At 61.1% G+C, this 13527-nt stretch carries 8 protein-coding genes, 1 tRNA gene and 1 pseudogene; 4 read left to right on the forward strand and 6 right to left on the reverse strand.

The features are described from left to right. Positions 1-53: 53 nt before the first annotated feature. On the reverse strand, positions 54-5141 hold the full coding sequence (locus DDF78_RS11190; RefSeq protein WP_162000825.1) for an Ig-like domain-containing protein: 5088 nt from the start codon (positions 5139-5141) through the stop codon (positions 54-56). A 458-nt stretch (positions 5142-5599) separates the two neighbouring features. After that, positions 5600-7120, reverse strand: coding sequence for an amino acid permease (locus DDF78_RS11195; RefSeq protein WP_152581791.1), 1521 nt, complete (start codon positions 7118-7120; stop codon positions 5600-5602). A 228-nt stretch (positions 7121-7348) separates the two neighbouring features. Here DDF78_RS11195 and DDF78_RS11200 point away from each other — a divergent pair, with 228 nt between their 5' ends. Continuing rightward, positions 7349-7540: a type II toxin-antitoxin system HicA family toxin gene (locus tag DDF78_RS11200; RefSeq protein WP_152581790.1), complete on the forward strand. Its 192-nt coding sequence runs from the start codon at positions 7349-7351 to the stop codon at positions 7538-7540. Next, positions 7537-7908 (forward strand): sigma factor-like helix-turn-helix DNA-binding protein, encoded by a 372-nt coding sequence (locus DDF78_RS11205; protein ID WP_152581789.1) that lies wholly within the window; start codon positions 7537-7539, stop codon positions 7906-7908. The genes DDF78_RS11200 and DDF78_RS11205 overlap by 4 nt, the downstream gene beginning before the upstream one ends. An 87-nt stretch (positions 7909-7995) precedes the next feature. Here the strand turns inward: DDF78_RS11205 and DDF78_RS11210 are convergent. After that, a tRNA-Ser gene (locus tag DDF78_RS11210) sits at positions 7996-8083 on the reverse strand. 214 nt (positions 8084-8297) lie between these two features. On the opposite strand from DDF78_RS11210, the gene dinB reads away from it, so the two are divergent. After that, a complete protein-coding gene (dinB, locus tag DDF78_RS11215; RefSeq protein WP_152581788.1) occupies positions 8298-9572 on the forward strand; it encodes a DNA polymerase IV in 1275 nt (424 codons plus the stop codon). A 292-nt stretch (positions 9573-9864) separates the two neighbouring features. Here dinB and dapC read toward each other — a convergent pair whose 3' ends face one another. The 3 genes from dapC to DDF78_RS11230 form a co-directional block, all read right to left on the reverse strand. Continuing rightward, positions 9865-10980 (reverse strand): succinyldiaminopimelate transaminase, encoded by a 1116-nt coding sequence (dapC, locus tag DDF78_RS11220; protein ID WP_152581787.1) that lies wholly within the window; start codon positions 10978-10980, stop codon positions 9865-9867. A gap of 12 nt (positions 10981-10992) precedes the next feature. Then, on the reverse strand, positions 10993-11316 hold the full coding sequence (gene fdxA, locus DDF78_RS11225; RefSeq protein WP_152581786.1) for a ferredoxin: 324 nt from the start codon (positions 11314-11316) through the stop codon (positions 10993-10995). 98 nt (positions 11317-11414) lie between these two features. After that, positions 11415-12644, reverse strand: coding sequence for an FAD-binding protein (locus tag DDF78_RS11230; RefSeq protein ID WP_152581785.1), 1230 nt, complete (start codon positions 12642-12644; stop codon positions 11415-11417). Positions 12645-12917: 273 nt separating this feature from the next. On the opposite strand from DDF78_RS11230, the pseudogene DDF78_RS11235 reads away from it, so the two are divergent. Beyond that, positions 12918-13397 (forward strand): annotated as a pseudogene (locus tag DDF78_RS11235) (transposase-like zinc-binding domain-containing protein); the annotation flags it as partial. Between the last annotated feature and the right edge of the window lie 130 nt (positions 13398-13527).

Below are 13527 nucleotides of genomic sequence, written 5' to 3' on the forward strand. Positions count from 1 at the left end.
GGCCATGCAGCCGGCAGACTAGTAGGGACCGGATCACATCAGGCCAGGCCTGATCAGTCCGAACCGTTGCGGCGGGAGAGCTTGCGCAGACCCAGACCAGCGGCAGCCAAGGCCAGCATGGCAACCAGCGCGATACCCACGCTGGCACCAGTGGTAGCCAAGACGGACTGCGGCTGCTTAGCCGGAGCAGGCTTAGCCGGAGCCGACGGAGCCGGCTTGGCCGGAGTCGTCGGGGTCACCGGAGCTGCCGGAACCTTGACCGACAGCGTGGAATCGGCGGACAGACCGTTGCCATCCGTTACTCGGTAGCCAATCTGAATCGTGCCGTGGTAGCCGGGCGCAGGGGCGAAGGTGACCTTGCCCGTGTTCGGATTCACCGTCCACGTGCCCACGCCGGGAACCAAAACCGTGTTGCCGTCAACCGGCTTGCCGGTCTTCGGATCGAGCAGCGTGATCTTGAGGTCGGTGCTCGTGCCGGGCTTGACCAGATTCTTGATCGGGTCGAACTCGACGGATTTGCCAGGCTTCGTCTCCTTGGTCTGCGGCTTGGCAGTCGGCGGCTGGTTCACATGAACCGTGAGCGTGCCGTCGCCAGTCAGCTTGTTGCCGTCCGTGACTACATAGTGCACCGGCGTCGGATCCTTGGTGAAGCCAGGCTCCGGCGTGAAGGTGGACTTGCCGGTCTTCGGATCGATGGTCCACACGCCTTCGCCAGGAACGGTCTTCTTGGCTGGGTCGTTCGAATCGTGATCTTTGAAGGACACATTCATGTCCTTGCTGGTGCCAGGCGTGATCACCGGGTCAAGCGTCGCAGGATTGCCGGGGTTCACAGTCACGGTCTTATCACCCGCGGTCGGCGGCTGATTCACGTGGACAGTCAGCGTGCCGGTGTCGGTGAGGTTGTTCTTCTCATCGGTCACACGGTAGTTGATCGGCGTCGGATCCTTGATGAAGCCAGGCTCCGGCGTGAAGGTGATCTTGCCGGTCTTCGGATCCAGCGTCCACTTGCCTTCACCAGGAACCGTCTTCGTGTTCGGGCTCTTGGAGTCGGGGTCGGTGAATGAAATGGTCGTGCTCGGGTTGGTGCCCGGAGTGACCAGATCGGCCTTCGGATCGAAGCTGGCGGACTGGCCTGGGTTCACGGTCTTGCTCTGGTCGCCGGCAGCCGGTGGAATCAGGATGGACAGTGTGCCTTCAGCGGTCTTGCCATTGGCATCGGTCGTCTGATACTTGATCGGATCAACAGGCCCACGGTAGTCAGGATTCGACTTGTACGTGGTCGCACCGGACTTCGGATCGATCGTCCACACGCCGCCATGAGCATCCGTGTAGGAAGCGACAGGCTTATCGGTCTTCGGATCAATCAACGTGTAGGACGTGATGTCGCCGGAGCCGGGCTTGACGCCCAGATCGGACGGGCCGAAGGCAGCGGTGTCGCCAGGCTGGATGACCTTCTGCGCGTCGCCCGCAGCAGGCGGGTAGATCACATTGAGCTGCCCAGTGGCCGAGAGCTTGTTCGCGGTATCGGTCGCAACGTAGTCGACTGACGGAACCGGACCTGCGTAATCGCCCTCAGGAGTGAAGGTAATCTTGCCGGTCTTCGGATCCAGCGTCCACTTGCCCTTGCCGAAGATGGTCTTGGCGTTCGGATCGTTCGCGTCAGGGGTCTTCAACGAAATCGTCACATCAGGATTGCTTCCGGTCGTCACCAGATTGGCCTTCGGATCGAAGGTCACCGCTTCACCACGATCGCCGGACAGCGTCTGATCGGAGGCAGCAGGTGGAACAATGATGTTCAGCTTGCCATCAGCGGTCAAACCGTTGCCGTCGGTCACGCGGTAGGCAACCGAATCGACCGGTCCGCGATAGTCCTTGCTGGCAGCATACGTGGCCTCGCCCGTAGTCGGGTTGAGGGTCCACACGCCACCATGCGCATCCGTGTAGGAAGCGACAGGCTTGCCAGTAGCGGGATCGAGCAGCGTATAGGACAGGTCCTTGTTGGAACCGGACTTCGTGCTCAGATCAGCAGGCGCGAAAGTAGCCGTAGCACCAGGCTCAACTGTCTTCGTGCCGTCGCCGGTCGTAGGCGGCGTGTTCACCGTCACGTCCAGCTTGCCGGTAGCGGTCAGGCCGTTGCCGTCAGTCACCGTGTACGGCTGCTCGGTCGTCTTGCCAGTGAAGCCCTTCACAGGAGTGAAGACAACAACCGGCTGACCCTTGCCGTCCAGCGTGACCGTCCAAGTGCCCTCATTCGGCACATCCTTGGAAGGCTGGCCGTTGTCGAAGGCAACCGACTTGATCGGAGCCGAGCCAGGAGCGGTCACCGGGTTCAATGTCACCGGAGTCTCCGGGTTGGTCGTCGCCGACTTATCACCAGTCGTAGGAGTCGTGTTGATGGTCACATTGAGCGTACCGGTAGCGGTCAGCTTGTTCGCATCGGTCACCGTGTACTGCTGTGAATCGACCTTGCCCGTGTAATCCTTGGCAGGAGCGAACTCGGCGGCGGGCTGTCCATCAACCAACTTGACCGTCCAAGTGCCCTGACCGTCGACCGTCTTGGTGTCCTTGCCGTTATCGAACGCCACCGAAGTGATGTCGCCCGATCCGGGCTTGGTCACCGGAGCCAGCTTGGCCGTCTCGTTCGGGTTGATGACCTTGGAGTCATCACCCGTCGTAGGAGGCGTGTTGATGGTCACGTCCAGCTTGCCAGTGGCAGGCAGGCCGTTCCCATCAGTCACCGTGTACGGCTGCGAATCGACCTTGCCGTCGTAGTCCTTGATTGGGGTGAACATGGCGACCGGCTGGCCCTTGACCAGCTTGACCGACCATGTGCCCTGACCGGGAACATCCTTCGTGGTCTTGCCATTATCGAACACGACCGACTTGATCGGCGAAGAGCCAGAGGTGGTCTTCGGGGTCAGCGTAGCAGTCTCGTTCGGATTGATGGTCTTCGCAGCATCACCGGTCGTCGGCGGCTGGTTGATCGTCACGTTCAGCGTGCCCTTGTTCGAGGGCAGGTTGTTCGAGTCGGTCACCGCGTACTGCTGCGAATCGACCTTGCCGGTGTAGGCCTTGACAGGAGTGAACGTCGAGACGACCTTGCCATCCTGCAGCCCAATCGTCCAGGTACCCTGACCATCGACCGTCTTGGTGGTCGAGCCATCAGCGAACTTCACATCCGTGATATCGCCAGTGCCCTTGGTGGACTCAGGATTCAACGTCGCCGTCTGGTTCGGGTTAATGGTCTGCGAATCATCGCCCGTCTTCGGCGGCACATTGATGGTCACGTTCAGCTTGCCCTTGTTCGAGGGCAGGTTGTTCGAGTCCGTCACCACATACTGCTGCGAATCGACCTTGCCGGTGTAGTCCTTGACAGGAGTGAACGTCGAGACGACCTTGCCATCCTGCAACGCAATCGTCCACACGCCCTCGCCGGGAACCGTCAACGTCTTGCCATCGGGAGACAGCGAGCCCTTGGAAGGATCAGCAGGAGCAACGAGCTTCACATCGGCAATGTCCCCAGTACCCTTCGTAGACGCAGGATTCAGCGTCGCGGTGTCATTCGGGTTGATGGTCTGAGACGCATTGTCTGTCGTCGGCGGCTGGTTGATCGTCACCTTCAATTGTGCCTGGGCGCTCTGCAGGCCATTGCCATCAGTGACCGTATATTTCACAGGTGGAATTTCGCCAGTAACCGTATCGTCCTTGGGCGTGAAAGTCGCAACAGCCTTACCGTCCACGACTTGCAGCTTCCACACGCCCAAATCAGTCTTCAGTGTGTCCGTGCCGTTCTCAACAAATGCAGCCTGCGTAACCGGAGCGGCCTCGGGAGCATTGCCCTTGGCGGTCTGCAGATCGCCCAGATCAATCGGCTGATCGGTCGGGTTGACCGTCTTCTCCCCCGGACCCGTAGTGGGCGGCTCGGCAGTCAACGTAGCCGTGCAGGCGGAAGTCGTGGTGCCGAAATCCTCAGTGGGCTGAGGCGTCATCAGCTTAACAGTGCGACCGTCAGTGCTCGGCTGCAAGTCAGCGTTGCTCACAGGGTCGCCATTGAGCGAGCAGTCCCATTTCACGCTGTACGCGCCCTCAGGAGTATTGCCACTTGATTTTGCGACGCTGTACGTCACGTAATCCGTCCCAATCATGAAGGGATTGGACGAGGTGTTCACGGCTCCGTTGGAGCTGCTTTCGCCAAGTTCAGCGCCTTCGCCCGGAGTGCCGCGCACGGCCTTTGTGGTGAAGGTGGCATCCGTAACAGAATTGCCGTTCGCATCCTGCGCCTGATTCACCTGAGTGCCAGGAACGGCTATGTTGGTGAACAGAACCGCGAAGGCGACACCTTCACGAGAGTGACTGCCTTGTTTATCATTGACGAACGAAGCCTGGGCGGTAGACGGTGCATTCGCGCCGACCATGGCGATGCCGCGTCCACCCGTAGTCTGATTCGCCTTGGAAACACAGGTAACCTGATTCGTTCCCAATCCATCATAGGTCTGCGTGCAAGGCTGATCCCAGCCCTGAGGCACGACTTTCATCAGTTCATTCAACGGTTTATCGGATGAGAAGGTGAAGCCTTCGCCAGTTCCTGTGGATTCCGCATCGGCCATGATGATTGAGAAGTGATCGCTGATCTGCAAGCCAGTGCTCTTGTCAACGAGCTTGATGCCATCGAGTTTAACCGTGTCACGCTGGGCATTGCCATGATCCAGCAATGTCGAATCACTATCCATCTGATATAGTGCAGGGTCACCTTGCGTGCCTGCGTAATACTCATTGCCGTCAATGGTATTGCCCAGAACTGAGCCTCCCCATGTCGGCAATGAGCTGGCCGAAACACCGTTGGCACCATCTGCGCCAGCCGAAACTGTTGCATTCGCAGTGATCTCATAGTGCCCCACAGTGATATCCAACGGCTTCGTGACAGGGCCGTTTGACAAATCCGCTGCGGTCACATCACCAAATTGGCTCATATCAATCCAGCACAACGAACCGGCCTTATCGCCGCCTTGCCCGAAAGAGCAGCCTTGGCTGCTTGCTGAAGTAGGGGTAGCGTCATCTGCTGAGGCGGAAGCGGCCGTAGCCATTCCCGTAAGTCCCAACGTCATCGCGCCTGCGGCGACAACAGCGCTGAACTTCTTCAAGAAATTCGGACTGTTGGCGGAAGGCGAACGATATGGGTGCGCGAGTAATGAGTTTCTCAAGTGCATCGTTCCTTTCTTTCTTTATCGACAAGCAAGATTTCCCTCAATCGGGACAATCTGGCATCGCCTGCAAATTATCAGAAAGGAAATATGGTTTCCGCTCGAAGTAAGGCGAATCCCAAGCGGCAAATGATGGTGTCAACTCGTCGAATCGCAAGCAGCACAAGGATTCGCGCCGCTTGACCCAACGCCCGCCGCGACACTTTCTCCTATAGAAATGGTCCTAAAATAACCCTATCAAGCTTTTATCCACCGCTTCCGGTGTTGGCGTTACGGCATGAGATATGCAACGGGCCGTCCGAACTGTTGAGTTCGGACGGCCCGTTGCATATATATATTAGGACTGTCAATTAGGCAGACTGCACGGATTGCACAGATTGTGCGCCGTGCGCAGCGCCTCAGCCGATGCTTGCCTTCGTTTCATCGGAGATATCCGCGGCGAGCTCCTCATTGCCGAGGCGCGAATGGCGGTACGAGTAGCCGAAGTAGACGGCGAAGCCAACGAGCAGCCAGACGACGAAGCGGATCCAGGTCAGCACGGAGAGATTAAGCATCAGCCACAGGTTGGCGAGCGCGATGAGGATAGGCACCCACGGGTTGCCCGGCATCCGGAATGCGCGTGGCAGCTCAGGGCGCTTCCTGCGCATGATCGGCACGGAAATTGCCACCAGGGTGAAGGCCGAGAGCGTGCCGATGTTCACCATGTCGGAGAGCACGCCGACGTCGAAGCACGAGGCGACCAGCGCGACGATGACGCCCAGCACGATCTGCAGCCTGGCCGGAGTGCCGTGCTTGCCGACTTTGGAGAGCTGCTGCGGTAGCAGGCCGTCGCGGCTCATCGCGAAGACGACGCGGGTGAGCCCGAGCAGCAGCACCATGACCACGGTGGTGAGGCCGATGACGATGCCGAAGGAGATGATCTTGGCGGCCCAGGTGGCGCCGACCAGTTCGAAGCCGGTGGCCAGCGAGGGGCTTGCGGCCTTGGCGAGGTCCTTGTACGACACCATGCCGGTGGTCACGATGGCGACCAGAATGTAGAGCACCGTCACCAGCACCATGCCGAGGCCGATGCCGCGCGGCACGTTCTTGTGCGGGTCCTTCGTCTCCTCGGAGGCGGTAGCCACCACGTCGAAGCCGATGAAGGCGAAGAACACGAGCGCCGCGCCGGAGAGTATGCCGCCCACGCCATAGATCGACGGCTGCAGGCCGGTGGCCCACTGCCACAGCGGCTGGCCCATGATGCCGCTCGCCGCAGCGCCCGGCACGCTGCCCGCAGGCTGCGACGGCGGGACGAACGGGGTGTAGTTGGACGCCTTGACGTAGAAGAATCCGACGATGACGACGAAGGCGACGATGGCGATCTTCAGCACGGTGAGCGCGCCATCCACGCGGGCGGACAGGCGTGTGCCGAGCACGAGCAGCACGGTGAAGAAGGTGACGATGATCAGCGGCGCGATATCAAAGGTGAAGAATCCGAAATGGAATACGGTGTTGAAGTTGATCCCCATCAGATGGAACAGATCGTTGAGATAGACGCCCCAGTACTTGGCGATCACGGCCCCGGCCATGAGCATTTCGAGGATGAGATCCCAGCCTATGATCCAGGCGACGAACTCGCCTATGGTCGTGTAGGTGAAGGTGTAGGCGGAGCCGGCGACGGGGATCATCGAGGCGAATTCCGCGTAGCACATCACGGCCGCACCACACACCACGCCGGCGATGATGAAGCTGAGGATGACCGCAGGCCCGGCATGGTAGGCGGCGGCCTGCGCGCCGACCGAGAAGATGCCCGCGCCCACGGCGACCGCCACGCCCATGACCGCAAGATCCCACGCATTGAGGTTGCGCACCAGCTTGCGTTTGCTGTCGCCAGTCTCGGCGAGCGTCTGCTCGACCGACTTGGTTCTGAAGAGTTGCATCGTTGACCTTCTTTATCTTGTCGGTGCCGTCATGCCGGTACCAAGTCCGACATAGTACCGCCTGCGCGAAGGAGTATCAAGAGCGAGGGCGGATAGCGGTCCGCTTGCTGATGGTGGCGGTGGAGGGCACGGCGGAAAGACGGCATAGGGACTGCATTAAAGACAGCATGGCCACTTTACATGGTTAGCATACTTGCTATAAGATGGCTAGTGGGCTAAAATCCTAACATGACGAAACCGATGAAATACCGCGATCTGATCCGGCTGCTCGAAAGGGCCGGTTTCTCTTCGCGGCAAGGCAAAGGCGATCACGAGGTATGGAGCAACGGCTCAATCTCTATTACCATCACGCAGTCACGCGAGATTTCACCGGGGCTAACGCGCAAGGTGCTGCAGGCGATTGAAAGGAGCAAGCGATGAAGACCATTGAAATCACTGCCAAGCCGTGGGACGGCGGCTGGGAGCTTTGGGACGGCGATGAGGTGTGGACGCAGGTGAATACGCTCGCACGGGCACGTCAGCAGGTCGTAGATTATCTTGACACCATCGAAGAGGGCATCAGCCACGACAATATGATCATCAACGTCACACCGGAAGTTGCAGGCTGGCGCGATGCCTCCGAGGCGCGCAATGCCGCCAAGGAAGCCGAGCAGTCACGTCATCGGGCGACCGAACTGGCCCGGCATGCCGCTCGTCGTCTGCGTGGGCAAGGCATCAGTCTCGCCGACACCGCCTCCATGCTTGGGGTTTCACGCGGACGGGTTTCACAGCTCGTCAAACAAGGCTAAGACCCGAAGAAAGCTATTATCGACACTATCTTCGATATTGAGAGATATGGAAAAGCCCGGAATGTCAACGATTCCGGGCTCACTTTGCGGAGTCGGAGGGATTCGAACCCTCGAGCCGCTTGAAGCGACTAACACCTTAGCAGGGTGCCCCTATCGGCCACTCAGGCACGACTCCGGCATTGCGACACGTGCGTGGCGCAACAGCAATCTACTCTAGCATCTGCGGCGGACTCGAGCCACCGGCGTTGCGCGATTGATGTTGGCTGGCTTTTATACTGCATCTTGCAATACTGCAATACTGGCAGCAACGCTGGCTGGCATACTGACTGCGACGCTAGCTGGCATGCGCCGAACGATGAAACCGCATGCCTTTGACTACCATTGGAATCATGAGCACCGCACCGAGGATTCAAGCCGCCAAACGCGACTGGGGGCATGACGAGTCTGGCTGCACGGTGCTGCATATCGACATGGACGCCTTCTATGCGTCGCTGGAAATCGCACGCAATCCCGCGCTGCGCGGCAAGCCTGTCATCATCGGCACCGGGCCGCGCTCGGTGGTCTCTGCGGCGAGCTACGAGGCGCGCCGCTATGGCATCAATTCGGCGATGGCCTCGGCCCGCGCCCGCCAGCTATGCCCGGACGGCATGTTTCTGCCGGTCGACATGCACTACTACCGCTCAATGTCGCACCGCATTGTGAGCGAGGTGTTCGGCGCGGTGACCGACCGCATCGAGCAGGTCTCGGTCGATGAGGCCTATATGGACGTTTCAGCGGCGCTCATCCGCTGGCACGCTCCAAGCACTATCGGCGCGTGGATCCGCAGCCAGGTCGCCGAGCGCTTCCACATCACCTGCTCGGTCGGCATTGCGACAAACAAGCTCGTGGCGAAGATGGCTTCGACCAATGCGAAGCCGGACGGCATGCTGCTCATTCCGCGCGCACGGCAGGCCGAATTCGTGCAGATGATGCCCCTGCGCGGCATTCCTGGCATCGGGCCATCGCTTGAGAAGCGGCTCAACGGCTGGGGCATCAACAATGTGGCCGACCTGGCCAAGCCGGACGAGCACACGCTGGCACAGGCCTGCGGCTCCGCAGCCGTGGCGCATACCTTGTTTCTTGCGGCTCGCGGGCAGGACGCACGCACTGTGACCATGCGGGCACCTGAGAAGTCCATCGGCTCTGAAAGCACGTTTCTGGACGACACGCGCGACATCAGCCGTGTGCGGTCGCTGCTGCGCCGCAGCTGCGACGAGGTGGCCAGTACATTGCGCCGACGCGGCCTCACCGCGCGCACGGTAACAGTCAAGCTGCGTTTCGCCGATCTGAGCTATGCGACCAAGGCGCGTACGTTGCAGCGACCTATGGACACTGCGAGCGCCCTGTATCCGCAGGCCTGCGAACTGCTCGCCGCGATGACCGGACTGCCCGTCGACGCAGGCGATGAAGTACCGCTTCCCCGCGAGGTACGGCTCGCCGGGGTCAGCGCCAGCGGATTGGAAAGCATTCACATGGTGGTCACGCAGCCGTCGCTGGACGAGCTACTTGAGGAGACGCAATCGCCCGGCGGCGTGACGAAATCCGCAAGACTGCGCGAGGCCGAGCAGGCGCTTGACGCCGTCCGGCAGCGCTACGGCAAGAAGGCGGCGAGCTTCGGGGCGTGAGGCGACTTGACGACCGGCTTGCCGATTCTTCGTTGCACTGTGCATTGCCTGCGTAGCGTACGTTTTATGGCATGATTACGGAGCTCGTATCGGAAAACGTACGATAACCGCAGCTCAGCGTACGTTTTCCGATACGGACCTGTGAACCATGACAGAAAACGTACGCTCCGCCCCCCACATGCTGGAAGAAAGGCCATCAGGAGACAATATCGATATAGGGTGTCATCCTTCGCGACCTTAGCGGTCGCTCACTTCGCCTACGGGCAATCCACCGGATTGCCCGCTTAACGGCTCAGCACAGTCGCTCCGCCGCCACATCGATGGCCTCGTCGGTCGCGGTCGAGGAGATGCGCAGGAAGTCCGGCGCGCCGTAGAACTCGCCGGGGCTCACGATGATGCCGAGCTTCGCCAAGTCCTCGATATCCTGCCAGCAGCCGCCAGACAGGGCATGAACCCAGACATAGAGCGCGCCTGAGGGCATTCTGACGTCGTAGCCGTACTCGCTCAGCGCCCGAACCAGCCTGGCGAGCCGCTGCTGATAGCGTTTGCGCTGTTCAAAGACCGCAGTCGTATCACGCAATGCGGCCACCATCGCGGCCTGCACCGGGCCGGAGATGATCTGGCCAATCTGCTTGCGGTAGACGCTCATCTCGTCGATGATGCGCCTGTCGCCCGCAATGAACGCCGTGCGATAGCCTGCCATATTCGATTGCTTGCTCAAGGAGTACAGCGCCAGAATACCGTCGGCGCTCCCGGCGCACACGTTGGCGCTCAGCGCGCTCGGCGAAGCGTCGGAGCACCAGCTCATCAGCGCGTAGCATTCATCGCTGAGCACCACGGCCCCAATCTGGCGCGCTGCGGCGACAATGCTGGTCAGCCGGGCTGCGGAGAGCACTTCGCCGGTGGGATTGCACGGCGAGTTGACCCAAATCGCCCGCACGCCGGGCACATGCCGCCACGATTCCACATCGGAGACGTCATCCACCTTGAGCACTCCGGCTCCGGCGAGCTGCGTGCCAATCTCGTACGTCGGGTAGGAGATGCGCGGCTGCACGACGACGTCGCCCTCACCCAAGTGCAGCAGCGAGGCCATCAGGGCCACCGCTTCCTTGGAACCGACTGTGGGCACCACACCGGCGCCAAGTGGTCGCAGATCGATGCCACGGCAGTTGAGGAACCAGTCGGAGATGGCCGTGCGCAGGGCAGGCGTGCCGATCGTGGCCGGATAGCCATGCGCATTCGGCGCGTCGGCGGCTTCAGCGAGCGCTTTGCGCACGCTTTCAGGCACCGGGTCGACCGGAGAACCGACCGACAGATCGATCATGCCGCCTTCGACTTGCCGTGCGATGGCCTTGCATTCATCAAGCCGACCCCAGTCATAGGAGGTCTGGAACGTATGGAAACCCATGGAGCGCGCGTCTCAGTCCTGGCTCTGGGGCGGCAGCGCGGCGACCCGCTCGGGGTCCTTGCCGAGCGGCCCTACGGCAGCGGCACCGCCCAGATCGCCGACTTCGGCGAAGTAGCTTTCCGCCGCATCCTTGTACCAGGCCCACTCCTCGGGCACGTCGTCCTCGTAGAAGATGGCCTCGACCGGGCACACCGGCTCGCACGCGCCGCAGTCCACACATTCATTGGGATTGATGTACAGCGAGCGCGAGCCTTCGTAGATGCAGTCCACCGGGCATTCATCCACGCATGCCTTGTCCTTGACATCCACGCATGGCTGGGCGATTACATACGTCATCGGGCGACCTCCTTGCGGCGAAACGTTGTGCAGTGCAGCACGCAAACTGCCCTTAAGCGTACCCGCGAGAGCGGACGCATGGCGCTACCACCGTCGAATCAGTCAGCAACCAGATTCATGCCGATAACGACCGGCTCGGGAATCAGCCGCACCCCGTAGACGCTCTGCACGCCGTCGCGCACAGCGGTTGACAGCGCGGCGATATCACTGGCCTTGGCTCCTCCGCGATTGGTCAGCGCCAGCGTGTGACGGCTTGACAGCGCGGCCGGAGCGCCCGTGGCCACCGCGTAGCCCTTGTGGAAGCCTGCGTGGTCGATGAGCCAGGCTGCGGAGGTTTTGACTGCGGGTGAACCATCGGCAGTCGTCGCTGGGAATCGCGGTGCATCAGCGGGCAGTGCATCCGCAGCACGGACCGACAAAATCGGGTTCATGAAGAAGCTGCCGCAGCTATGCCGGTCCCAGTCGGGGCCTTCGCCGCCGGTCGCGGCCTGCTGGGAGGCAAGCGCCGCGCGGATGTTCTCTTCGCGTTTCGTGCCCTGCATGGCGGGATTGGCATAGCGCCCGGCGTCTTCCAGCATGCCTTTGGCGGCGCGCACGGCAAGCACGGCCTCGCGGATGGCGGCCGTATCCAGTTTGTCGCCAACGCCCACACCCAGCGCCTTGGCCAGCTGGCCGTTGCTTACCACGCCATAGCTGCGATGGATGAGGCGGAAGGTCACCGACAGGACAACGTAGCGCGGCGTCGGGAAGAATCTTGGCCCGGGAACACCCGGCGCGGCGTACATGCTGGTCTTCAACGCCGATGAACGATAGGCGAAGCGCAGGTCGACAGCGCCCAGATACTGCACGCGTTTGGCCTCGCGATCCCAGACTTCCACCGATTCCACGCTTGCGGCGACCTCCTGGCCGTAGGCACCAATGTTCTGCACCACCGAGGCGCCGACCATGCCTGGTATGCCGGAAAGCCCTTCGACCCCGGTCAGGCCGAGACTCACGGCGAAGGCTACGAAATCATCCCAGTTGCAGCCAGCCTCCGCATTGACATGCACGATATGCTCGCCGTTCTCTACCGGCGCGGCCTCATCGGGGACGGTTATCGCCCGGCACCCGTCGCGCACGACGACACCTTCGAAGGCGTCGTCGGCGGCAAGCATATTCGAGCCGCCGCCGATAACACACAGCGGCAACCCAGCCCGGTCGGCGTCTTCAACAGCTTCGATAATCCCTACGCGGCTCGCAGGCTCTACGAAACGCGAGATAGGGCCACCGACCCCGATGGTGGTCAGATCAGCGAAAGTCAGCGCGGAGGAAGATGGAAATGCGTTCATGATGTGCCATTCTAGCCAAGCAATCTATAAAATTGTCCAAATAGTCTACGCAAGTATCCAAACGGTATACAACCCTCTAGTCAACCAGCTCGGTTTATAGGTCATAAAGTGTGTCTGTTTTTGGCTTGTATCTCTTATGGCTGTAGGGCTGGGGGTGGTTCGTGTTTGGCTGGGCTGAATACGCGCCCGGTCATAAAGTGTGTCTGATATCGGCTTTCATCCCCTGCGGGAGTACGTCTGGGGCCGGTTCGTGTTTGCTGGTTCCATGGGGTGATGACCAGACCCTCATGCCCCTCCTGCAATCACGCGATGAAACGCAACGGCACCACGAGCGCGGGCACGACCCGCTGGCGGTGTCCCTCGCCCGGGTGCGGCGCGTCCAGGACCATCGGCCATGCGAGCGGAGGCGCCGGCCTCGAGGCGTTTCTGAAATGGCTGCTCTCCAAACGCACGCAGGGCGAGACCGGGATGGATCCGCGCACGTTCAGGCGCCGCACCAAGTGGTGCTGGGACTTGTGGCCTCCGGTGCCCCTGGTCGATGAGATCCACCACGTGGTGCACGTGGACGGCATCCATCTGCATCGCCAGGCGGTCGTGCTCATCGCCATAGCGGACGGGCACGTGATCGGCTGGCATGTGGCGCGCAGGGAGACCTCGGCCGGGTGGGCGAATCTCATGGCCCGCATCGCCCCGCCCGACGTGGTGGTGTGCGACGGCGGCGGCGGACTGCTGAAAGCGCTGCGTATCGCATGGCGTGGGTTATAGGAACAAACGTGTTGGTTGTGTTTGGGGTTTGGCTTTGCGTCTGTAGGCGTGTCGGGGTGCTGTTTTTTCGCGGGGAGAATAGGGGGCCTGCCGGGTACTGCTGAGTTGGGTGAGAACT

The sequence above is a fragment of the Bifidobacterium tibiigranuli genome (assembly GCF_009371885.1).
In the GTDB taxonomy this organism is placed as follows: Bacteria; Actinomycetota; Actinomycetes; order Actinomycetales; family Bifidobacteriaceae; genus Bifidobacterium; species Bifidobacterium tibiigranuli.

Bases quoted from the DNA above. Each gene is read 5' to 3' on its own strand.
- DDF78_RS11195 (WP_152581791.1), bottom strand. From the start codon at position 7,120: ATGCAACTCTTCAGAACCAAGTCGGTCGAGCAGACGCTCGCCGAGACT.
- DDF78_RS11200 (WP_152581790.1), top strand. From the start codon at position 7,349: ATGACGAAACCGATGAAATACCGCGATCTGATCCGGCTGCTCGAAAGG.
- DDF78_RS11205 (WP_152581789.1), top strand. From the start codon at position 7,537: ATGAAGACCATTGAAATCACTGCCAAGCCGTGGGACGGCGGCTGGGAG.
- dinB (WP_152581788.1), top strand. From the start codon at position 8,298: ATGAGCACCGCACCGAGGATTCAAGCCGCCAAACGCGACTGGGGGCAT.
- dapC (WP_152581787.1), bottom strand. From the start codon at position 10,980: ATGGGTTTCCATACGTTCCAGACCTCCTATGACTGGGGTCGGCTTGAT.
- fdxA (WP_152581786.1), bottom strand. From the start codon at position 11,316: ATGACGTATGTAATCGCCCAGCCATGCGTGGATGTCAAGGACAAGGCA.
- DDF78_RS11230 (WP_152581785.1), bottom strand. From the start codon at position 12,644: ATGAACGCATTTCCATCTTCCTCCGCGCTGACTTTCGCTGATCTGACC.